The organism is Stenotrophomonas maltophilia (genome assembly GCF_006970445.1).
Taxonomy (GTDB): Bacteria; Pseudomonadota; Gammaproteobacteria; order Xanthomonadales; family Xanthomonadaceae; genus Stenotrophomonas; species Stenotrophomonas maltophilia_AU.
In genome coordinates, this window is the sequence record NZ_CP033877.1 from 2,135,336 (window position 1) to 2,157,158 (window position 21,823).

Sequence of the window (21,823 nt, forward strand, 5' to 3'; positions counted from 1 at the left end):
TCAGCCCACCCGGGCCAGCTGGGGTTGCCTGGCGCTGAGCCGGCGCCGTTCGCGGGCCGGGGCGATATCCAGTTGTTCTCGGTATTTTGCGACGGTTCGGCGGGCAATGTTCACCCCCTGGCGTGACAGCAGGCCGGCAATGGCCTCATCGGCCAGCGGGCGGCCGGCCGGTTCGGCGTCGATCAGGCGCCGGACCATGGCCTTCACCGCCTGGCCGGAGACGCTGGCGCCTTCCAGGCGCACGGCGAAGAAGTGCTTCAGTTCGAAGGTGCCGCGCGGGGTCTGCAGGAACTTGCCGGTGGTGATGCGCGAGACGGTGGACTCGTGCATGCCGATTTCCTCGGCCACTTCCTTCAGGGTCAGCGGGGCCATGGCCTCTTCGCCACGGACCAGGAAGGCGGCCTGGCGCTCGACGATCACCCGCGCGGTGCGCAGCAGGGTGTCGTAGCGCATCGACAGGCCGCGGCTGAACCAGCGCGCTTCCTGCAGCATTTCGCGCAGTGCCGGGGCGGCGTCGCTGGTCTCGGCCAGGGCCTGTTCGTACTGGCTGTTGATCGACACGCGGCGGCTGGTGGCCGGGTTCAGCGCGACCTTCCACTGCCCATCGGCGTGCCAGGCGACCACGTCCGGAACCACCACGGCATTGCGTTCGGGCAACAGGCTGTCGCCGGGGCGCGGCTGCAGCGAGAGGATCAGGCGCACCGCCTCGCGCACGTCGTCGATCTCGGCGTCGTGCTGGCGGGCGAGGGCGGGGTAGTCGTGTGCGGCCAGCGCGTCGAGCGCGCCATCCAGGATGCGCGCGGCCAGGTGGCGGGCCGGCACCACGCCCTGCAGGCTGCGCAGCTGCGCCTGCAGGCCTTCACGCAGGTCCTGCGCGGCCATGCCGGCGGGTTCGCCGTGCAACAGCTGCTGGCGGATGGATTCCACGCCGTCGGCAGCGATGTCGAACTGGGCGCTGGCCAGCAGGTGCAGCTGGGCCAACGGCGCCTGCAGGTAGCCGGCTTCATCGCAGTGGTCCAGCCAGAACGCGGCCACCGCCAGCTGGCGGTCGTCCATGTCCAGCGACAGGCGCTGCAGCACGCGCAGCTGCGGGTCGGTCGACTCGCCGGCGGCGATGCGCGCCATGCGGTCGTCGTCACCGTCCTGCCAGTTGGCACCGGCCACGTCCCACATCGACGACTCGGGCAGTTCGTCGAAGGCGGCGGTGTCGAGGGTGGTGGCACTCGCTTCGGTGGCATCGGCGGCGGGCGCTTCAGCCTCTTCGATCTCCAGCAGCGGGTTGGAGTCCAGCAGGCGCTGGATTTCCTGCTCCAGGTGCAGGCCATCGAGCTGCAGCAGCCGGATCGACTGCAGCAACTGCGGGGTGAGGTGAAGTTGTTGGCCCAGCTGGGTCGAGAGTGCAGCCTTCATCGTGGTTCCCCGGCACCGCTCCCCGGCGCCTTGTGGAACGCATCTTGCTTTTCATCCGGCGGGGGCGGAATCGGGGGGTTCCTGAGGGGCCTCGTGGTTGTCCTGACAGGATGTAGGGGTTCTCCCTACATTGGCGCGGGATATTGACGAGAGGCGTCGCCAAGTCATTGATTCTTCGCTGCCGATCACGCGGAGCGACGGATCGTCGCGTACGGATTCCTGTCAGGGTCTGTCAGGGCGACGGGAATTCGTCGCCGATGCGGGACGTCGTGGGGTCAGCTCCCGTTCCTGTGGAAAGGGAGCTGACCCCATTCGCAGGCAATCATTCCAGCTCGTGCTGATGACGCGCGGCCAGCAGCAACAGGTCATTGGCGCGCCGGCAGCCCAGCGACTCCATCATGCGTGCGCGGTGGGTCTCAACCGTCTTGACGCTGATGCCGAGATCGGCGGCGATTTCCTTGTTGCTTTCACCCTTGCCGATGCGGCGCAGGATTTCGCGCTGGCGCGGCGACAGCGCAGCGATGCCGGTGGGCTTCTCGCGGCCCAGCATGGGCGCCAGCATCTTGGCCGAGATCTGCGGGCTCAGGAACACCTGGCCGGCGTGCGCGGCGCGCAGCGCCAATTCCAGCTCCTGCGGTGCCGCATCCTTCACCACGAAGCCGACCGCGCCACGGTCAAGCGCATCGCGCACGTGGGCGGCATCGTCGTGCATGGTCATCATCACCACCCGGGTGCCGGGGGCGCGCAGGCGGATGTCGCTGAGCGCTTCCAGGCCGGTGCGGCCCGGCAGCGACAGATCCATCAGCACCACATCCGGTGCGTGCTGCAGGGCCAGCTGCAGGGCCTGCTCGGCGTTGCTGGCCTCGGCGACGAGCTGCACGTCGGCAAACCCCTGCAGCAGCCGCGCCAGGCCGGCGCGGACGAGGGTGTGATCGTCGACGATGAGAACTCGCACAGGCACGCAACAGATCCGTGTAGGGGAGTCCACCTTAACTTAGCTGAACGGGCGCGCCAAGGCTTGCCCGCCAAGCGTGATGGTGGCAGGTTTCAACGTGCGCGGCGCGCCTCGGCCACCTGGCGGCGGTGCAGGCGGAACAAGTGCCGCTCCATCGCCATCTCCAGGCCGTCGCCCAGGCGCTGGAAGCGCAGCCACAGGAAGTGGCCGCCACCGCCGTCAGCCGCCTCGGCGATGACTTCCACCGGCAGGTCGATGTGGTCGGGCAGCCAATCGCTGGGCTGCAGGCGCACCACGCCGGCCTGGCCAGGGCTGGCGCCACTGCGCGGGCCCAGCTGCAGGCGGATGCCGCGGCGCGACCAGCGCACCGGGCGCAGGGTCAGTTCCTGGCCCTGCTGGCGCACCAACCGACCGACCAGCACCATCGCCAGGTCCAGCTTGGCTTCCAGGCGCTGCAGCTGCAGGCTCGCCTCATTGCGTTCGTCGTGCTCGTCAACGCGGCTGTCCTCGACCAGTGCCAGGCTGCGCAGCAGGCCTTCGGCACCGCTGGTGCGTCCGGCCGCGCTGCCCGCCTGGAACTCGGCCGGCAGGGCCAGTTCGCAGCTGAGCGTTTCGTCGAACAGCTCGCTTTCGGCGGGATGGTGCAGCGAGGTGGTCGGCAACTGGGTCATGCCAGTGATTCTGCCTGCAGGTAGGCATGCGCCGCGCGAAGGGAGCGCTGGCCATCGTTGATCTGCGCAGCGACGGCATCGCGGCGCTGGCGCAGCAGGCCCAGCAGGCTCTGCTGGCGTTCGAACAGGGCGCTCAGCGGCTCATGGTCAGCGGCGGTCAGCGGCTGGCTGAGCAGGGCGTGCAGGGCGCTGTCGTGGCCGTCGAGCAGGCTGTCGGCCTGGTCGAGGGCATCGTCGCCCAGCGCCTTCTCGAAGGCGTCCAGCTGCGCGTGCAGTTCGGGCAGGCTCATGGCGCCACCGCAGCCGGGCGGCGCTGTTCGTGCGGGATCGCGTTCCAGGCGCTGTCGATCTCCCCCAGCAGCTGGAGGGATTCATCGAGGGCGGCACGGTCGTTGTGCAGGTTGGCCTCGGTCAGGCGCTGCAGCACGTAGTCGTACAGGGCCGACAGGTTGCCGGCGATCTCGCCGCCGGCCTCATGATCCAGCGAGCCGTTGAGGTGGCCGACGATCGCGCAGACCTCACCGATCGCCTTGCCCTTGCCGGCCTGGTCGCCACGCTCGAGGCTGGCCTGGGCGCGCCGCACGCGCTCCAGCGCGCCGGCCAGCAGCATCGCCACCAGCTTGTGCGGATCGGCGTCGGCAACCGCACTGGTCACACCCACCTGGCGGTACTGCTCGGCATATTGACGGCTGGAACCGTACATTCGTGATTCTCCTTGCGCGGGGTGCCGTCGGGTGATCGTGGGGATCGGTGCCGACGGCGCGGCGTTGATTGCTGTTGCGTCCGTTATCGGTGCGTTGCACGCCAAACTTGAGCGCTTCGCGCAGTGATTCAGCGATTGAGCTGTGCCAGCTGCTGCGACAGCGTGCTGCTGCTCTGCTGCAGCTTGCCCATCAGGCTGTCCAGCGCGATGAACTGCTTCTTGTAGCGCTCTTCCACGCTTTTCATGCGCGTGTCGAGGTCCTTGCGGCGCTTGTCGATGTTGTCCAGCGTGGTGTTCAGGCCCTTGGTGCGGGCGACGAACGCGCCTTCCTTGCCGACCGTGGTGCTGACGTAGCCGTCCACCATCGTGTACAGCCGGCCGGCGCCGCCGGTATCGCCGGTGATCGCCTGGCGGATCTTCTCGGGCTGGGCGGCAAGTGCGGCGGCGAACTTGGTGGTATCCAGCACCAGGGTGCCGTCGGCGTTGGGATAACCGCGGGTCTGCAGCCCCAGCGCCTTGGCGTCCAGCTTGTCGCCTGCCAGGTCCATCAGCACGCCGGACATCGTCGAGCGCAGCTGGGCGATCGCACCGCGCATCTGTGCATCGCCGGTCAGCGCCGAGGCTTCCTTGGTCTTCGCGTCGTACTTGGTTTCAGTATTGATCGCCGCGATGGCCGCGTTGTAGGCGGTCACGAACTCCTGCATTACCTTGGTGGCGGCGGTGGTGTCGGTGCTGATGGTGACGGTACTGGAGCCCGGCACCTTCAGGTTCAGGGTCAGCCCCGGTACCGCATCGGCCACGGTATTGCTGGCGCTCACCACTTCCACGCCGTCGATGGTCAGCAACGCATCCTTGGCCGGGCTGTTTTCCTTCAGGCTGCCGACCAGTGCGCCTAGTTTCGGATCGCTGCCGCCGTATTCCAGCTTGATCGCGCTGGCCGCGCCGGTCTTTTCCTGTGCGATGGACAGGTACTGGTTGTCGCCGGAGCTGATCAGCGTGGCCTGCACGCCTTCCTTGCGGCCGGCGGCGTCAATCTTGTTGCGCACCGTGGTCAGGGTGTCGCCGGCCTCGACCTCGATGTTCATGGTCTTGGCCTTGTCACCCACGCCCACGGTCAGCGTCAAGGTTCCGGCACCGAAGGTGTCGGTCTTGGGTACCGAGGTGTCGGCGATCAGCTTGTGCGCCGACGCAAGGTTCTTCACCTCGATCTTGTGGGTGCCGTTGGAGGCGGCTGCCTTGCTGGTGCCGAGGTCGTACAGCGCCACCGATGCGGTCAGCACGTCGTCGGCATTGTTTGGGCCAGCCTTGCCGGTGGCGGTCACGGTGCGGGTATCGAAGGCGGTGGTGGCCTTCAGTGCGGTCAATGCCGTCTTCAGCTTGTCGAACGCCGAAGTGACGGTGCCAACCGACGACAGCTGCATCTTGGTCTTCGACTGCTGCAGGTTCAGCGCATTGTCGGCGGGCTTGCGGTCAGCTGCGACCAGCTTGTTGACGATGTCCGAGATGTTCAGTCCCGAGCCAATGCCACCGTATCCAAAGTCTGCCACGTCGTTTCTCCTGGTATCCGGGCCTGGCCGTCGTGCGGTGGCCCGTCGTCAACGAAAATAGCGGCCTGCGCCGCTGGGTCTTGAGGACTTCGTTGATGCATGCGCCGTGCCACTCGCCTGGCGCGGGTTCTGGCACGCGGGTTGCAGGAGGGTTGGGGCAGGGTGCGGGTAGGTTCACCGCGGGCTGCCGGGAGTCTGCAAAAAGCCCTCCCCCAATGCAGGGGAGGGATCAGGCTACTGACAATCGGGGGGAGACGAAGCCGCCCGGTACGTACAGTCAAAGGTACAGCGCTGAAAGAGAGGTCCGCAGGAGCGGGCGATGCCAAGCCGGTTCGGGAGTGATCCCGGGCCGGGCATGGCCCGCGCCTTCGTGCATCGTGGCTTCCCGGTTGCCGCTACCGTCGGTTCGATCCGACGGTAGCGGCGCCTTCTTGCCGTGGATCAGCGCAGCAGGCTGAGCACGCCCTGCGGCACCTGGTTGGCCTGGGCCAGCATGGCCGTACCGGCCTGCTGCAGGATCTGGGTGCGGGTCAGCTCTGCGGTTTCCTTGGCGAAGTCGGTGTCCTTGATGCGGCTACGCGAAGCCGACAGGTTTTCCGAGGAGGTCTGCAGGTTGGCCACGACCGAGGTGAAGCGGTTCTGGATCGCACCGAGGTCGGCACGGGTGCTGTTGATTGCACCCAGAGCCTTGTCGACCACTTCCAGGGCCTGCTGGGCGCCGAGCACGGTGCTCACGTCCAGCTTCTGCACGTTGGCCGAGGTATCGGTGCCGGCGGTGTAGGCGCCTGCAGCCGCCGCGGTACCCCAGGTCTTGGCGGTCGCGTCGTAGTCGCTGCGCATCAGGGCGATATCGGCAGTGGCAACGGCCTTGCCTTCCTTCACCGAGCTCAGCTTCAGGGAGCCGTCTGCATTGGCTTCGGCGTAGATGCCTGCCTCGCCGATCTTGGCGTTGATGGCGGTGGCGACGGCCTTGGAGGCATCAGCCGTGGTGGCGCCGGCCTTCACTTCAACCGTGCCGATGTCCACACCCATCACGGTGCCGGAGAAGCGGGCACCGTCGGTGCTGGCGGCCAGGGCAGCGGTCGCACCGGTGGCGAAGGTCGAGGTGCCCAGCGAGCCGGCCTTGGCATCGATGGTCTTGTCGATGGCGATGGCCTGGCCGGCATTGGCGCCCACCTGGAACAGCTGGCTGGAGAAGGTGCCGTCCAGCAGCTTGGTGCCGTTGAAGTCCGACTGCTTGGCAACGCGGTCGATTTCCGAGACCAGCTGGGTCACTTCGGCCTGCAGCGCCTTGCGGTCGCTGGCCGAGTTGGTGGCGTTGGACGCCTGCACCGACAGCTCGCGGACGCGCTGCAGGTTGTTGCCGATTTCGGTCAGCGAACCTTCGGCGACCTGGGCCAGCGAGATGCCGTCGTTGGCATTGCGGATGGCGACGTCGGTACCGCGGATCTGCGTGCCGAAGCGCTCGGAGATCGCCAGGCCGGCGGCGTCGTCCTTGGCGCTGTTGATGCGCGAACCGGAGGACAGGCGCTGGATGGTGGTGGCCAGCGAGCTGCCGCTGGTGCTCAGGTTGCGCTGAGCATTCAGGGACATGGTGTTGGTGTTGATGACTTGTGCCATGGTGCTTTTCCTTTGGCGAAGGTGGAACGTATTTCAGGATCCGGGCGCCGCGTCATGCGGCGCCCGGAGGTCGATCAGCGAGCGGATCAGCGCAGCAGGCTGAGCACGCCCTGCGGCACCTGGTTGGCCTGGGCCAGCATGGCCGTACCGGCCTGCTGCAGGATCTGGGTGCGGGTCAGTTCTGCGGTTTCCTTGGCGAAGTCGGTGTCCTTGATGCGGCTACGCGAAGCCGACAGGTTTTCCGAGGAGGTCTGCAGGTTGGCCACGACCGAGGTGAAGCGGTTCTGGATCGCGCCGAGGTCGGCGCGGGTGCTGTTGATCGCACCCAGGGCCTTGTCGACGATTTCCATTGCCTGCTGGGCGCCCTTCACGGTGCTGACGTCCAGGTTGCTGGCGTACTTCGCAGCCGGGGCCGCAGCAGCGGTGGTGGCGGTGAAGGTCGGCGCGGTGGCGCCGGTCCAGGTGCCCGGGGTGGCAGTGATGGCCTTGAACGAGCCGTCGGCGTTGGTGCTGTCCTTGACCGAGGTCAGGGTCACGCCAGTGGTGCCGTTCACTTCAGCGTAGACGCCGGTCTCGCCGATCTTGGCGTTGATCGCGGTCACCAGCGCTTCACGCGAGGCCTTGCCGGTGGCAGCGGCGTCGGCGCCCTGCTTGACCGAGACATCGGCGATGGCCACGCCGTTGATGGACAGGCCGCTGGTGCTGAAGTCAGCGTTGGTGCCCGGGTCGGCCAGGGCCAGCGCGTTGGTGTCGAACTTGGCGCCGCCCAGGGCATTGGCCTTGGCATCGATGGTCTTGTCGATGGCGATGGCCTGGCCCGCATTGGCACCGACCTGGAACAGCTGGCTGGAGAACGAACCGTCCAGCAGCTTGGTGCCGTTGAAGTCCGACTGCTTGGCAACGCGGTCGATTTCCGAGACCAGCTGGGTCACTTCGGCCTGCAGCGCCTTGCGGTCGCTGGCCGAGTTGGTGGCGTTGGAGGCCTGCACCGACAGCTCGCGGACGCGCTGCAGGTTGTTGCCGATTTCGGTCAGCGAACCTTCGGCGACCTGGGCCAGCGAGATGCCGTCGTTGGCATTGCGGATGGCGACGTCGGTACCGCGGATCTGCGTGCCGAAGCGCTCGGAGATCGCCAGACCGGCGGCGTCGTCCTTGGCGCTGTTGATGCGCGAACCGGAGGACAGGCGCTGGATGGTGGTAGCCAGCGAGCTGCCGCTGGTGCTCAGGTTACGCTGAGCATTCAACGACATCGTATTGGTGTTGATGACTTGTGCCATGAGGAGAGGTCCTTGAGCGGTTGCACGTGAGTTGGGTTAGACGCCCCCGACGTGCCCCGGGGGCGGCTCATGTCAGCGCTGCAACAGGCTGAGCACGTTCTGCGGTACCTGGTTGGCCTGGGCCAGCATGGCCGTACCGGCCTGCTGCAGGATCTGGGTGCGGGTCAGTTCGGCGGTTTCCTTGGCGAAGTCGGTATCGCGGATGCGGCTGCGCGACGCGGACAGGTTCTCCGAGGAGGTCTGCAGGTTGGCCACCACCGAGGTGAAGCGGTTCTGGATCGCGCCGAGGTCGGCGCGGACGCTGTTGACCGATTCCAGAGCCTTGTCGACGATCGACATCGCCTTCTGTGCGCCTTCGGCGGTGGTGACGTTCAGGTCCTTGACGAAGCTGGCTGCTGCACCGGTCAGGGTGCCGCCGTTGGTGCTGGTCTCGGTCAGGCCCAGGCCGGCGATGGTTGCGGCGGTGGCACCGGCCGGCGGGGTCGCCGCGCTGACGCCCAGGGCGAAGGTCTGGCCATCCTTGACCGAAGCCAGGCTGACGACACCGGCATTGACCGAGGCAACCACGCCGGTTTCACCCAGCTTGTTGTTGATCGCCGCAGCGGTGGCCGAGGTGATCGATTCGCCGGCCTTCACGGTGAAGTCGCTGATGGTCACCGTGGTGGCGGTGCCGCCCGGCGGGGTCACCGAGACCTGCAGGCCGGAGTAGGTGGTGTCGGCGGTGGCCTTGTCGGCGGCTGCCAGGCTGGTGCCGGTGTAGCCGTTGGCGAAGGTGGCCGCGCCCAGCGAATCGGCCTTGGCGTTGACCACGCTGTTGATGGCGATGGCCTGGCCGGCGTTGGCGCCGACCTGGAACAGCTGGCTGGTGAAGCTGCCATCGAGCAGCTTGGTGCCGTTGAAGTCGGCCTGCTTGGCGACGCGGTCGATCTCGCTGACCAGCTGGGTCACTTCAGCCTGCAGGGCCTTGCGGTCGCTGGCCGAGTTGGTGGCATTGGAGGCCTGCACACCCAGTTCGCGGATGCGCTGCAGGTTGTTGCCGACTTCATTCAGCGAACCCTCGGCGACCTGGGCCAGCGAGATGCCGTCGTTGGCGTTGCGGATGGCCACGTCCAGACCACGGATCTGGGTGGTGAAGCGCTCGCTGATGGCCAGGCCGGCCGCGTCGTCCTTCGCGCTGTTGATGCGCAGGCCGGACGAGAGGCGCTGGATGGTGGTAGCGAGCGAGCTGCCGCTGGTGCTCAGGTTGCGCTGAGCGTTGAGCGACATCGTATTGGTGTTGATTACCTGTGCCATGGGGTCGTCTCCTCTTATATGGAACCCGTTGGTGAATGAAACGAAGCGCCGCCTGTTTTTTTGTGTGGCTGTGTGCTTCGCTGTTGCCAAATGAATAACGGCGCTTTGTCAACAACCTTTAGCCGTGAATTCCGCTGGAGCCGAAATTCGTTGCCGGAAGCTGTTTTTCCGGGGTTTTCCTCGCCGTTGCCGGGGTGGAAGCGGCCCCGGAAGGGGCGGTCGGGCAGGGCCTGACCAGCGCTGATGAAGGTATCGGCGGGGTGCGGCCGGGCTTGATGGGAAATCACGGAAAATCGGCCGGAGACGGCCAGAGGGCGCTAGCGCCGTGCCATGCACCGCGAGCGCAGCGGCCGGCAGCCGCGCAAACGAAAAAGGCCGCGATGCAGGGCATCGCGGCCTTTCAGGGGTGACGCGGGAGAAGCGTCAGCGGAGCTTGTTGAACAGCGACATCGACTGCATCTGCGAGAAGATCGTCTGCGCCGCCTGCAGCGCGGTGCTCTGCAGCTGGTACTGGCTCAGTGCATCGGCGTAATCGAGGTCACGCATCTGCGACAGCGTGGTCTTCAGGGTCACGCCATTGGCCTCACGCATGTCGGCCGCATTGTCCAGCGCCTTCAACTGTGCACCGCCTGCGGCACGCGAATCGATCATCCGCTCGGAGGCACGCGCCACGTCGCGCAGTGCGCTCTGCAGCTGGTTCTGCTGCGCGGCCATCTGAGCGGTGGTACCGGTGTCGGCACCCAGCGCCGCCACCAGGTTGTCCATGGTAGAGAAGATGTCGCGACTGCTGGCGGCCTGTACGTTGAAGCTGTCACCCGCCGCGGGTGCACCCGCGATGCGCAGGCGGACACGGTTCACTTCCAGATCGTCGCCAGCCTTGTAGGTGCCGGTGCCGGTTACGTTGCCCGCACCATCCACCACCTCGTACTGGGTGCCGGTGGTGAAGCGCACGCTGAAGCCCTGGCCGTTCCAGCTGTCGCTGCCGTCGCGGGTGACATTGGTCAGCACGCCGTTGCCGGTGTTGCCGGCCGCGGCGCTGCCGTCGACGAAGCCATCGCCGGTAGGAATGCGCATGAAGATCTCGCTGCCGGGCAGGGCGTCGCGCACATAGGTATCCGGGCCGACTTCAACCTGGCGCTGGGTCTGGTCGCCGCGGTAGACCACCTTGCCGTTGATCTTGGCAAACGGCGGGTCGCCGTCGTTGGTACCACCGAACACGTAGCGACCGGTGCCATCGTCGGCGTTGGCCAGCGACAGCAGGCCATCACGGATCTGGTTGACTTCGGTGATCAGCGTCTTCTTGTCCGCTGCGCTCAGCGCCGGATTGCTGGCCTGGATGGTCAGATCGTTGACGCGCGCCATCAGGTCGTTGACCTGGGCGAGGGTGTTTTCCTGCACGCCCAGGCGGTTCTGCACATTGCCGGCGTTGAGCTTCATGCGGTCCAGTGCGGCCAGGCTGCGGTCAAGGCCGACCGCAGTACCGGCGGCAACCGGATCGTCCTTGGCGCTGACGATCTTGCTGCCGGTGGCGATCTGCTGCTCCAGGTGGCTGAGCTTGGCCTGCTTGGCCATCATCAGCGACACGGACTGGTTGAACATCATGCTGGTGGAGATACGGCTGCTCATCGGCGGACGGCTCCCAGGATGGTCTGGAACATGCTGTCGGCGGTGGAGATCAGCTGCGAGGCGGCCTGGTAGGCCTGCTGCAGGCGCAGCATGTCGGCGGCTTCCTCGTCCAGGTTGACGCCGGAGACTTCATCGCGGGCTTCCTGCGCCTTGTCATTGATCACCAGCTGCGCGTCGAGCGAGTACTCGGCGGAGCGGGCGGCGGCGCCGACCTGGGTGGTCAGGCCACCCAGCGCACCGTTCAGTGTCACCGTTCCGGCGTTGAACGCCTTCGCGCTCTCCACCTTGGCCAGCTTGGAGGCGTTGCTGTTGTCCGACGAACCGGCCGGGGTCGGGGTGATGTTGAAGGTATCGCCCACCTTCGGCGCACCGTCCAGCACGAAGCTCCAGCCGTTGGCACTGATGGTCTGGCCGGGCGTATAGGTTTGCGGCGGGCCACCGTCGATGGTGTAGGTGGTGGCCGAGGTGAACACGATCGCTGCCGGATTGCGCAGGTTCGCGTTGGTCGAATCGGTGACGGTGACGCCGCTCAGCTTGCCGGTGCCGGTGTTGGCAGTGGCGGCCGCGCCCTTCACCGCAGCAGCGGCGGCGATGCGCGAGGGGTCGGTGATGGCCACTTCCATGCTGCCGGCCACGCCGGCGGTCGGCTGCAGCAGGAAGCGGTCGTTGGCCGCCGGCGTACCGCCCACGACCAGCTTCACACCGTTGATCACCAGCGGATCAGCGGCGGTGCCGGTGCCGGTCAGCGGGATGCTGGCGCCGGTGTCGGCGCGGCTGGCCTTCCAGTTGGTGCCATCGAACTGCAGCACCACGTTCTGCGCATCCAGCTTGCCGAGGTCGCCGTAGGTGGCGCTGAGGCTGGCGGTGCCGGTATTGCTGTTGTTGCCGGTGACGCGTGGGTTGCCGATGTTGAAGTAGTCCCCGCCCATCTGGCCATACATGTCCACGCCCTGGTGGTGGACCTGGTTGAAGCTCTCGGCCAGGCCCACCGCCAGCTTGCCCAGTTCGGCCTGGGCAGGGGTCAGCACGGTGTCGCGGAACTCCAGCAGGCCACCGATCTGGCCGCCGACCGCCTTCGGGTCGAGGCGGATGGTGTTGCCCTGGGTCTCCAGCGCCAACTGCAGGCGCTCAGGCTGGTACGGGTCGGCCACGGTGGTGACCTTGGTCGCCGTGGTGCCCACCACAAGAGCGTTGCCGCCGGCGGTGTAGACATTCATGATGCCGCCGTCCTGGATCACCGCCGTGCCACCGGTGTAGCCGATCAGCTGGGTGATCAGCTGGTCGCGGCGGTCGAGCAGGTCGGGTGCGGCAGAGGCGATGTTGGTGCCGATGGCGCCGTTGATCTGCGCGATTTCCTGCGCAAGGCGGTTGACCTCGGTGGCACCGGCCATCAGGCCGTTGTTGACCTCGCTGTTGAGATTGTTCAGGTGCGTATTGAGCTGAACGAAGCGGTTGGCCAGGGCCTTGCCGCCGTCGAGCATGTTCTGGCGGTCGGCGGTGCCGGCCGCGTTGGACGACAGGCCGCTGACGGAGTCGAAGAACTTCGACCAGACGCCGGCCACATTGGTGGCCGGGTCGGAAACCAGCGCGTTGACGCGGTCGGCCATGCTCGAAAGCTGCTTCAGGCGCGCCAGTTCACCGCTGCTGTCGAGCAGGCGCGAGATCGCCAGCTGGTCGGCCGTGCGGCGGATGTCAGTGATGCGGGTGCCGTTGCCGACGGTGCCATAGCCGTAGTTCTGTGGATCGGCGGTGGCGAAGTTGACCTTCTGCCGGCTGTAGCCGGGCGTATTGAGGTTGGCCACGTTGTGGCTGGTGGTCGCCAACGCACGCTGGAAGGCGAGCAGGGCACCGGTACCGGTGGAAAGTACGCTGGACATGGTGTTCCTCAACGACGAGTGATACCCAGCGCCGCGGTTGCGGTGCTGGCGAAGGTCTGGCCAAGGCGCGAGCCGGCGTCGGCCACGGCGGCCACGGCGCGCTCGATGGTCGGGCCACCGGCGATCGCGGCGATCTTGGCGGCGTAGCGCGGGTCGGTCGCGTAGCCGGCGCGCTGCAGGCCACGAGCGAAGCCCTGCACGTCGGTGCCGGCCTGCAGGGCCTGCTGGTAGCGCGGGCTGGTCTTCAGCAGGCGCACGTAATCGGCGAAGCTCTCGGCCGGCGAACTGTAGGCGCGGAAGCTGGCGGTTTCGTTGCGGCGCACGCCATCCACGTATTCGTGGGTGCCGGCTTCAACGCGCTGGCCGCTCCAGCCGGTGGCCTTGATGCCGAAGAGGTTGTGCGAGGTGCTGCCGTCGGACTGGCGGATGTGGCGCTTGCCCCAACCGGTTTCCAGTGCCGCCTGGGCGACCAGCGCACGTGCATCCACGCCCAGTTCCTTGGCCGCGCTCTGTGCGTGCTGCCAGATGCTGGCGACGAAGCCCTCCGGCGTGTGCGCGCCCAGCTGGGCGACCGCGGTGCGGGTGGCCATCGCATCGGCCGGGCTCATGGCCGTGCCGCGATTGCTGGCCGTCGCCGACCACTGGTCGTTGTTGGCGGACCAGTCCTCGCCCTGCAGGCCGCCGATATACGGATCCTCGGTGCCCAGCGAACGGTGCAGGGTGCTGCTTTCGCGACCGGCGATCAGGTCCAGTGCCTGCTCCATGGGTGCCAGCGCAGCCTGTGCACCTTGCTGTGCACCGGCCGCCATCTGCTGCAGCATGCGCACGGCCTGGCTGCCATCTTCCAACGGCAGCGACGGTGCCGGCTTGTCCGGTGCGTTGAGCTGGTAGGCGCGGCTGGCCTTGGCCGGATCCACGCGGGTATCCAGCGCCGGGCCTTCGGCGGCCTGGCCGGACAGCTGGCGGCTGATCATGCCGGACAGGCCCAGCCCCTTGCCGCGGGTCATCGCCTCGGCGATCTTCTGGTCGTACATGTCGCGGAACATCTTGTTCTCGCCGGGAAACAGCGAGTCGCCGAAGCTGGCATCGCGCATGCTCTTGACCAGCATCTGTGCGAACTGGCCTTCCAGCTGGCGTGCAACCTTGTCGATCTTCGCCGGGTCGTTCTGCTGCGCCGGGTGCAGGTCGAATGCGGGATTGATGCGCATGTCAGATCACCTCGAGCTCGGCACTCAATGCGCCGGCCTGCTTCAGGGCTTCCAGGATCGCGATCAGGTCGCCCGGTGCCGCGCCCACGGCGTTCACCGCGTGCACGATCTCGTCCAGGGTGGTGCCGCCGCTGAACTTGAACATGCGGCTGCCGTCGTTGGTGGCGGTGATGGTCGACTGCGGGCTGGCCACGGTGCGGCCGCCGGACAGGGCATTGGGCTGGCTGACGTTGGTGTTCTCCTGGATCGTCACCGTCAGCGAACCATGCGCGATCGCGGCAGGGCCGACCCGCACCTGCTGGCCAATGACCACGGTGCCGGTGCGGGAGTTGACCACGACCTTCGCGGGGGCGCTGCCCGGGGTCAGCTCCAGGTTCTCGATGCGTGCGAGCAGGCCGATGCGTGCGCCCGGATCGGTCGGAGCGGTCACGGCCACGGTCACGCCATCGACCGCGCGCGCCGAGCCTTCGCCGAAGGCGTTGTTGAGTGCGGCAACCATGCGCGAAACGGTGGTGAAATCGTTGTTGTGCAGGTTCAGGGTGATGTCGCCGCCATTGGCCAGCGGATCGGGCAGGGCGCGTTCAACGGTTGCGCCATTCGGAATGCGGCCGACGCTGGGAACGTTCACCGAGACACGGGAACCATCCTTGCCCTGTGCACCAAAGCCGCCGACGATCAGGTTGCCCTGGGCGATGGCGTAGATCTGGCCATCGGCACCGCGAAGGGGTGCCATCAGCAGTGAACCGCCGCGCAGCGAGACGGCGTTGCCGATCGAGGACACGGTGATGTCGATCGGCTGGCCCGGCTTGGCGAACGGCGGCAGCTCGGCGTGGATCGCCACGGCGGCCACGTTCTTCAGCTGCGGGTTGACGTTCGCCGGCACGTTGACGCCCAGCTCACCCAGCAGGTTCTTCAGGCTCTGCACGGTGAAGGGTGCCTGGCTGGTGCGGTCGCCGCTGCCATCCAGGCCGACCACCAGGCCGTAGCCCACCAGGGCGTTGCCACGCACGCCGCCGACCTGGGCCAGGTCCTTGATGCGCTCGGCACTGGCCGGGGCCACCATCGCGAAGACCATGAACACGCCACAGTAGAGCGACGCCATGCGTCGCTGCCAGGAAGAAGAGGAGAAGAGTTTCATGGCCATACTCAGAACGGCGTCAGGCCGGAGTTGAAGAAGCGGCTCAGCCAGCCCATCGCGTTGGACTGCGCGACCGGGCCGCGGCCGCCGTAGACGATGCGGGCTTCGGCCACGCGGCTGGAAGGAATGGTGTTGTCCTGGCTGATGTCGCCCGGGCGCACGATGCCCTGCACCTGCACCAGTTCATCACCCTGGTTCAGTCGCAGGTTCTTCTGCCCCTGTACCACCAGGTTGCCGTTGGGCAGCCGCTGGATCACCGTGACCGTGACGCTGCCCTGCAGGCGGTTGCTCTGCGCGCTGTTGCCCTTGCCGGTGAAGTCACGCGCACCCTTGGCCGTCGCACTGAGGATGTCCTTGCCGCCCAGGGTGACGGGCGCACCAAGAATGGACGGCGTGCCCAGGCTCAGGTTGGATTCCTTGTTGGTGGCGGTGTTGGCGCTGGTCTGCGCCGTGGTGTTTTCCAGCAGCGTGATCGTCAGCAGGTCGCCGACATCGCGTGCGCGGCGGTCCGAGTACAGCTGCAGGGTCGGGCCGGCGGCGTAGATCGCACCGGCGGTCGGCGCCGCCTGCGGCGGCATGATCGGCTGGATCGGCGCCATCGCCGCGTAGGGGCGCACGTCGCCCGCGATCACGCAGCCACCGAGCAGGGCGACCACGGCGCAGGCGAGGGCAGTGCGGGTGAATCTGGAAATGGGCGACATGGCGGTTTCCCGGTTGGGCCGGTCAGAGCTTGTTGTTGAGATAGCCGAGCATCGAATCGGTGGTGGAAATCGCCTTGGCGTTCATTTCGTAGGCGCGCTGGGTTTCGATCATCGACACCAGCTCTTCGACCACATTGACGTTGCTGCCTTCCAGCGCGCCCTGCACCACGGTGCCGAGGCCGTTGAGCCCGGGATTGCCGTTCTGTGCCGGACCGGAAGCGGTGGTCTCCAGGAACAGGTTCTCACCGCGAGCCTGCAGACCCGCCGGATTGACGAAGTCGGTCAGGGTCAGCGCACCCACTTCCACTGACGCCGCACCGTCGGCCATCTTCACGCTGATGGTGCCGTCGGTTCCGATGGTCACCGACTGCGCGCCCTCGGGAATCTGGATGCCCGGCTGCACCGGGTAGCCGCTGTTGGTGACCAGCTCGCTGTCCTGGTTGATCTTGAACGAGCCATCACGGGTGTAGGCCGAGCTGCCGTCGGGCATCTGCACTTCGAAGAAGCCGCGGCCGTTGACCATCACGTCCAGCGCACGGCCGGTCTGCTGCTGGCCACCCTGCTCGAAATTCTTGGCAGTGGCGACGACGCGCACACCGGTACCCAGCTGCAGGCCGGTCGGCAACTGGGTCTGCGCCGACGAAGAGCCGCCGGGCTGGCGCACCTGCTGGTACAGCAGGTCCTCGAAGCTGGCACGGTCCTGCTTGAAGCCGGTGGTGTTGGTGTTGGCGAGGTTGTTGGAAACCACCGACATGCGCATCTGCTGCGCATCCAGTCCGGTTTTCGCGATCCACAATGCCTGGTTCATCTTCGGAGTCCTGTCTGGGTGAAGCCGGCCGCGCGATGCGGCCCTTGGTAGCGGGTGTGCAAGCGGTGTGCCAGCGCCGCGCTCAGGCGGCGCCGGAAATCCGTCAGCTGCCCAGGCGCAGCAGGCTGTTTGCACTGCGTGCGTTGTCGTCGCCGTGCTTGATCACCTGCACCTGCATTTCGTACTGGCGCTGCAACTGGATCATCTGCACCAGTGCACCGGCGGCATCGACGTTGCTGCCTTCCAGCTGGCCGCTGTGCACGGCGGTGCCCTGCGCCGGGGCGAACGGCTGGCGCGGGTCGGTGTTGCGGAACAGGCCATCCAGGCCACGCTCCAGGCGCTCGTCCGGCGCCTGCACCACCTTGATCCGGCCGATCTGCGCCATCGTCTGCGGGCCTTCGCCCTGCGGGATGATCGAGAGCGTGCCGTCGGCACCGATTTCCATCGCCTGGTAGGGCGGAATGGCGATCGGGTTGTTGTTGTCATCCAGTACCGGGCGGCCGCTGGAGGTCACCAGCTGGCCGTTCGGGGTGACCGACAGTGCCGCGCCGCGCGTGTAAGCCTCGCTGCCGTCGCTGGACTGCACGGCCAGCCAGGTGCCGGTCTGCAGGGACAGATCCAGCGGCTTGCCGGTGATGTGCTGCGAGCCGGGCGTACGGTTGAAGCCGGCGTCGACGTGCAGCGCATCCACCCGCGAGGCAAAGCCCGGGCCCTTGATCGGGAAGGCTTCGGTGTTGGCCAGCGCTTCCTTGAAGCCAGGGGTGTCCGAGTTGGCGAGGTTGTGGCTGAGCGTTCCCTGCGCCTGCAGGGAGGCGCGGGCACCGGTCATCGCCACGTAAAGGGCTTTATCCATGCGGGGAGTTCCGTGACAGGGTCAGCAGCTCATCAACGGATGTTGATGACGGTCTGGGTGATCTGGTCCTGCGTGGTGATCATCTGCGCGTTGGCCTGGAAGTTGCGCTGCGCGGTGATCATGTTGACCAGCTGCTCGGTGAGGTCGACGGTGGATGCTTCCAGCGAGCCGGCCTGGATCTTGCCGAGGTTGGAGGTGTCCGGCATGCCGGTGCGCGGGGTGCCCGAGCTGAAGGTGTCCACCCACAGGTTGTTGCCCTTCGATTCCAGGCCCTGCGGATTGTTGAACGTGGTCAGCGCGACCTGGCCCAGCGGCTTGTCGGCGCCATTGGAATAGCGCGCGTAGACCACGCCGGTTTCCGACACGGTGATCTCGTTGAGCTTGCCGGCGGCATAGCCGTCCTGCTGGGTGTTGCGCAGTGCGAACTTCTCGCCGTACTGGGTCGAGCCGCTCACATCCAGCGTCATGTTCAGCACGCCCGCACCGGTGGTCGGGGTGAAGGTGCCGAGGCTGACCTTGCCGTTGGCCGGCGCGGTGAGCTTGCCGCTGTTGTCGAAGGTGACCGGAGTCGGCGCGCCGGCCGGCTGGCCATCCACGTAGTTGCGGACAGTCCACTCGTTCGGGTTGGCACCCTTCACGAAGTACGAGACCTGGATGTGGCTCACGCCCAGCGAGTCGTACACGGTGATGCCACCGCTGGAGTGGTTGTAGCTGTTCGAATCGGTCGGATCGAAGGTGGTGACGGTCGGCTGCTTGGCGTTGGCCGGCAGGGTGAAGCCGACCTTCACTTCGCTGGTCTGCTTCGGCGCGCTGTCGGTGGTCAGCAGCTGCAGGTCGACCATGCGGCCGGCGTCGAAGTTGGTGCCATCGGCATTCGGTGCGAATACCTGCAGGCGCGCACCCTGCGGGTTGACCACATAGCCGGACGGATCGGTCTGGAAGTTGCCGGCGCGCGAGTACACGCGGGTGCCGTTCATGTTCATGGTGAAGAAGCCTTCACCGGAAATGGCCATGTCCAGGCTGCGGCCGGTCTGTTCGTTGTGGCCCTGCTTGAACTGCTGGGCAACGTTGGAGACACGGACGCCCGAACCCACGGCGTTCTTCGACAGGCCATAGCCGGTGGCCGAGAACAGGTCGGCGAACTCGGCGCGCGATTCCTTGAAGCCGGTGGTGTTGACGTTGGCGACGTTGTTGGCGGTGACGCTCAGGTCGGAATTGGCGGCATTGATGCCGGACAGCGAGACATTGAAGCCCATGGGATGCTCCTGGTAAGTGCGGGGTGTGCGGCTCAGCTGACGCGGAGCACGTAGTCGATCGGGGCCGTGCCCAGGCCCTTGAGGTTCAGGTACAGGCCGTCGGAACCGACGGTCACGCTCTCCACCGGGGCCTGCACGAAGGTGGACAGCTTGGTGCTCTTGCCGGCGGTGTCGACATGGTTGGCGACGATGGAGTATTTGCCCGGCTCCATGCGCTTGCCGTTGGCGTCCTTGCCGTCCCACTTGAAGGCGGTCTCGCCGGCAGCCTTGGCTTCCACGCTCAGTGAAGTGACCTTGGCGCCGGTGGCATCAGTGACGTCCACGGTGATGATGCCGGCCGAGGGCGCGGCCACCGTGCCTTCGACGTCGCCTTCCTTTTCCAGCACCAGCTTCTCCGACGGCACCAGCACCTGGTGGCCGACCAGCGCGGCGCCACGCAGCACCTGATCGCTGGCCATCGATTCCTGGAAACCCTTCACCGTCTTGTTCAGGTCGGTGATGCCCTGCACGGTGGACATCTGCGCCATCTGCGCGACCATCTGCGTGTTGTCCATCGGCTTCAGCGGATCCTGGTGCTGCAGCTGCTCGGTCATCAGGCGCAGGAAATCAGCCTGGTCGAGCGTGTTCTTCTTTTTCGTGGCGGTGCTGTTGGGGGCGTTCAGGCCCAGCGCGGAATAGACGTCCTGGCTGGTCTGGTTGTTGACGGCGGTGGTCATGGCGGTATCCGGTGCTGCGGGCCTCAGCGGCCCATGGTCAGGGTGGCCAGGGCCAGTTCCTTGGCGGTGGTCAACATCTCCACGCCGGCCTGGTAATTGCGCGAGGTCGAGATCAGGTTGACCATCTGCGCCACCGGATCGACGTCGGGCTGGTAGATGTAGCCGTCGGCGTCGGCCAGCGGGTGACCCGGCTCGTAGCGCTTGATCGGCGCGGCCTCGCTCTGGGTGATCTCCTTCACCTTCACCGAGGTGATGTTCGGATCGTTCTTGCTGGTGACAGCCTGGAAGATCGGTTCCAGCGGCTTGTACACGGCGTCGGCGGAACCGGCGACGGTGTCGGCGTTGGAGAGGTTGGAGGCGATGGTGCTCATGCGCACCGACTGCGCCTGCAGCGCGGAACCGGCGATATCGAAGATCGGCAGGTTGCTCATGGCTTATTGCCCCGTGATCGCGGTCAGCATGGAACGCACCTTGCTCTCGACGAAGCTGAGCGAGGCGCGATACTCGAGTGCGGCGCGGCCATAGGCGGCACGCTCGGCATCGGGATCGACGGTGTTGCCGTCCAGGCTGGGCTGCACGCCTTCGCGCGCGATCTGGAACGGGTTCAGGCCACTACTGATTTCGTAGTGCTGCTCATGGGTGGTGGCCATCAGGCCATTGGCATCCTGCCCCTGGGCATGGCGCAGGGCGGCATCGAAGTCCAGGTCCTGGGCCTTGTAGCCGGGAGTGTCGGCATTGCCGAGGTTGCTGGCGATCAGCTTCATCCGCTGTTCGCGCAACGGCATGGCCTGGGCGTGGACGCCCAGGTAGTCGGTAATCAGGTTGCGCACGATGCACTCCCACGGGAACGTTGCCCGGGAAGCTGCAAGGGGTGTGCCAAATTCGGGAGGGTAGTGCCGGCCGCTGGCCGGCTCCCCGATAGATCTGCGGTTGCCGGCCAGCGACCGGCACTACCGGATCAGTGGCCTCAGGCCGCCAGCGCCACCTTGCGCAGGCGGTCCAGCACGAAATCGGCCAGCTCGTGTGGCGAGTACTTGGCGACGAAGGCGTTGGCGCCGACACGCTCGACCATGGCGTTGTTGAAGACGCCCGACAGCGAGGTGTGCAGCAGCACATACAGGCCGGCCAGGCCCGGATGGCGCCGGATTTCCGTCGTCAGCGTGTAGCCGTCCATGGCCGGCATCTCAATGTCCGAGATGACCATGGCATAGCGCTCGGCCGGGTTCTCGCCCGAGGCGTGGACCTGCAGCAGGTGGTCCAGTGCCTGCTTGCCGTCGGAAAGCAGGGTGGCACCCACGCCCAGCTGGTCCAGCACGCTGCGGATCTGCTGGCGGGCCACGCGCGAGTCGTCCACCACCAGTACCTGCAGCTGCGGGCCGTCGGCGGGCATTGCCATCGTTGGGTCGAGTACCGCCTCACCGCGCACCTGGGCGATATCGGCCAGCACGCTTTCAACGTCGATCACCTGGATCAGCTCACCCTGGAAGCGGGTCACCGCGGTCAGGTAGCTCGATTCGGCACCCAGTTCCGGCGGCGGGTGGATGTCTTCCACCGCGATGTTGACGATGCGTTCGACGCCGCTGACCAGGAAGCCCTGGATCGAGCGGTTGAACTCGGTGACGACCAGGTAGCCCGGCGAGGTGTCCGCATCGGGCTCACGCTCGGGGTGACCGATGGCCAGGCCGAGGTCCAGCACCGGCACCGAGCGGCCGCGCACGTCGGCCACGCCGGAGAACTGGCTGGGCAGCCCGGGCACCTGGAACAGTTCCGGGCGCCGCAGGACTTCCTGAACCTTGAAGACATTGACGCCAAAAAGCTGACGTCCGCCGAGACGGAACAGCAGCAGCGCCAGGCGATTGTGGCCGGCCAGTCGGGTCCGCTGGTCGATCCGGTTGAGCAGGTCATGGGACATGGCTGCTGTATCGGCGGGGTGGGCGCCGAACTTGAGGGTGCTCTGCCGCCCGCGCGCTCCACATCGCTTTTGTAGAGCCGACTGTCAGTCGGCTGCTCGTCGATCCGATCGCGGGAAACCCCGCGTTTTGCGCGAAAGTCGACTGGCAGTCGACTCTACCCCTCCGGTCGCCTCCCCATCCCGGACCCGATCAACAGGCCCCGTCGTTCTGGCACACCCCTTGCACGCACCTGGGCCAGGTCCTGCCGAATC

At 66.7% G+C, this 21,823-nt stretch carries 21 protein-coding genes; all 21 read right to left on the reverse strand.

The features are described from left to right. The 21 genes from rpoN to EGM71_RS09980 all read right to left on the reverse strand — a co-directional run bounded on the left by rpoN (window position 1) and on the right by EGM71_RS09980 (window position 21,571). The gene (gene rpoN / locus EGM71_RS09880) at window positions 1-1,410 is read right to left on the reverse strand and encodes an RNA polymerase factor sigma-54 (RefSeq protein WP_188489528.1); all 1,410 of its coding nucleotides are present in this window, start codon (window positions 1,408-1,410) and stop codon (window positions 1-3) included. 322 nt (window positions 1,411-1,732) lie between these two features. Beyond that, on the reverse strand, window positions 1,733-2,365 hold the full coding sequence (locus EGM71_RS09885) for a response regulator (protein WP_005413261.1): 633 nt from the start codon (window positions 2,363-2,365) through the stop codon (window positions 1,733-1,735). Between the two features lie 92 nt (window positions 2,366-2,457). Further along, a complete protein-coding gene (locus EGM71_RS09890; protein WP_188489530.1) occupies window positions 2,458-3,036 on the reverse strand; it encodes a PilZ domain-containing protein in 579 nt (192 codons plus the stop codon). Next, entirely contained in the window at window positions 3,033-3,326 is a 294-nt protein-coding gene (locus EGM71_RS09895) for a hypothetical protein (RefSeq protein WP_188489532.1), read from the reverse strand. The genes EGM71_RS09890 and EGM71_RS09895 overlap by 4 nt, the downstream gene beginning before the upstream one ends. Next, on the reverse strand, window positions 3,323-3,739 hold the full coding sequence (gene fliS, locus EGM71_RS09900) for a flagellar export chaperone FliS (RefSeq protein ID WP_019336597.1): 417 nt from the start codon (window positions 3,737-3,739) through the stop codon (window positions 3,323-3,325). Before fliS ends, EGM71_RS09895 begins: the two co-directional genes overlap by 4 nt. Window positions 3,740-3,867: 128 nt before the next feature. Beyond that, on the reverse strand, window positions 3,868-5,286 hold the full coding sequence (fliD, locus tag EGM71_RS09905; RefSeq protein WP_188489534.1) for a flagellar filament capping protein FliD: 1,419 nt from the start codon (window positions 5,284-5,286) through the stop codon (window positions 3,868-3,870). Window positions 5,287-5,727: 441 nt separating this feature from the next. Further along, a complete protein-coding gene (locus EGM71_RS09910; RefSeq protein WP_049442739.1) occupies window positions 5,728-6,906 on the reverse strand; it encodes a flagellin in 1,179 nt (392 codons plus the stop codon). A gap of 86 nt (window positions 6,907-6,992) precedes the next feature. Continuing rightward, the gene (locus tag EGM71_RS09915; RefSeq protein WP_188489536.1) at window positions 6,993-8,183 is read right to left on the reverse strand and encodes a flagellin; all 1,191 of its coding nucleotides are present in this window, start codon (window positions 8,181-8,183) and stop codon (window positions 6,993-6,995) included. Window positions 8,184-8,255: 72 nt separating this feature from the next. Beyond that, window positions 8,256-9,476: a flagellin gene (locus EGM71_RS09920; RefSeq protein WP_014037121.1), complete on the reverse strand. Its 1,221-nt coding sequence runs from the start codon at window positions 9,474-9,476 to the stop codon at window positions 8,256-8,258. A gap of 423 nt (window positions 9,477-9,899) precedes the next feature. After that, on the reverse strand, window positions 9,900-11,102 hold the full coding sequence (flgL, locus tag EGM71_RS09925) for a flagellar hook-associated protein FlgL (RefSeq protein WP_188489538.1): 1,203 nt from the start codon (window positions 11,100-11,102) through the stop codon (window positions 9,900-9,902). Continuing rightward, entirely contained in the window at window positions 11,099-12,979 is a 1,881-nt protein-coding gene (gene flgK, locus EGM71_RS09930; protein ID WP_188489540.1) for a flagellar hook-associated protein FlgK, read from the reverse strand. Before flgK ends, flgL begins: the two co-directional genes overlap by 4 nt. A gap of 8 nt (window positions 12,980-12,987) precedes the next feature. Beyond that, window positions 12,988-14,187: a flagellar assembly peptidoglycan hydrolase FlgJ gene (flgJ, locus tag EGM71_RS09935; RefSeq protein WP_188489542.1), complete on the reverse strand. Its 1,200-nt coding sequence runs from the start codon at window positions 14,185-14,187 to the stop codon at window positions 12,988-12,990. A 1-nt stretch (window position 14,188) separates the two neighbouring features. Beyond that, a complete protein-coding gene (locus EGM71_RS09940) occupies window positions 14,189-15,331 on the reverse strand; it encodes a flagellar basal body P-ring protein FlgI (RefSeq protein ID WP_317608638.1) in 1,143 nt (380 codons plus the stop codon). A gap of 2 nt (window positions 15,332-15,333) precedes the next feature. Then, window positions 15,334-16,026: a flagellar basal body L-ring protein FlgH gene (gene flgH / locus EGM71_RS09945; protein ID WP_014647061.1), complete on the reverse strand. Its 693-nt coding sequence runs from the start codon at window positions 16,024-16,026 to the stop codon at window positions 15,334-15,336. Between the two features lie 22 nt (window positions 16,027-16,048). After that, the gene (gene flgG / locus EGM71_RS09950; RefSeq protein WP_005409571.1) at window positions 16,049-16,834 is read right to left on the reverse strand and encodes a flagellar basal-body rod protein FlgG; all 786 of its coding nucleotides are present in this window, start codon (window positions 16,832-16,834) and stop codon (window positions 16,049-16,051) included. Window positions 16,835-16,937: 103 nt separating this feature from the next. Further along, window positions 16,938-17,687, reverse strand: a complete 750-nt coding sequence (locus tag EGM71_RS09955; protein ID WP_188489544.1) for a flagellar basal body rod protein FlgF — start codon at window positions 17,685-17,687, stop codon at window positions 16,938-16,940. A 32-nt stretch (window positions 17,688-17,719) separates the two neighbouring features. Continuing rightward, on the reverse strand, window positions 17,720-18,943 hold the full coding sequence (flgE, locus tag EGM71_RS09960; RefSeq protein WP_188489547.1) for a flagellar hook protein FlgE: 1,224 nt from the start codon (window positions 18,941-18,943) through the stop codon (window positions 17,720-17,722). Window positions 18,944-18,975: 32 nt separating this feature from the next. Then, window positions 18,976-19,659 (reverse strand): flagellar hook capping FlgD N-terminal domain-containing protein, encoded by a 684-nt coding sequence (locus tag EGM71_RS09965; RefSeq protein WP_188489548.1) that lies wholly within the window; start codon window positions 19,657-19,659, stop codon window positions 18,976-18,978. A gap of 23 nt (window positions 19,660-19,682) precedes the next feature. Continuing rightward, window positions 19,683-20,090 carry a flagellar basal body rod protein FlgC gene (gene flgC / locus EGM71_RS09970; protein ID WP_005416461.1) on the reverse strand — a complete coding sequence of 136 codons (408 nt, stop codon included), beginning with the start codon at window positions 20,088-20,090 and terminating at the stop codon, window positions 19,683-19,685. Window positions 20,091-20,093: 3 nt separating this feature from the next. Continuing rightward, window positions 20,094-20,489: a flagellar basal body rod protein FlgB gene (gene flgB, locus EGM71_RS09975; RefSeq protein WP_005409576.1), complete on the reverse strand. Its 396-nt coding sequence runs from the start codon at window positions 20,487-20,489 to the stop codon at window positions 20,094-20,096. A 137-nt stretch (window positions 20,490-20,626) separates the two neighbouring features. Next, window positions 20,627-21,571, reverse strand: coding sequence for a chemotaxis protein (locus EGM71_RS09980; RefSeq protein WP_188489550.1), 945 nt, complete (start codon window positions 21,569-21,571; stop codon window positions 20,627-20,629). Between the last annotated feature and the right edge of the window lie 252 nt (window positions 21,572-21,823).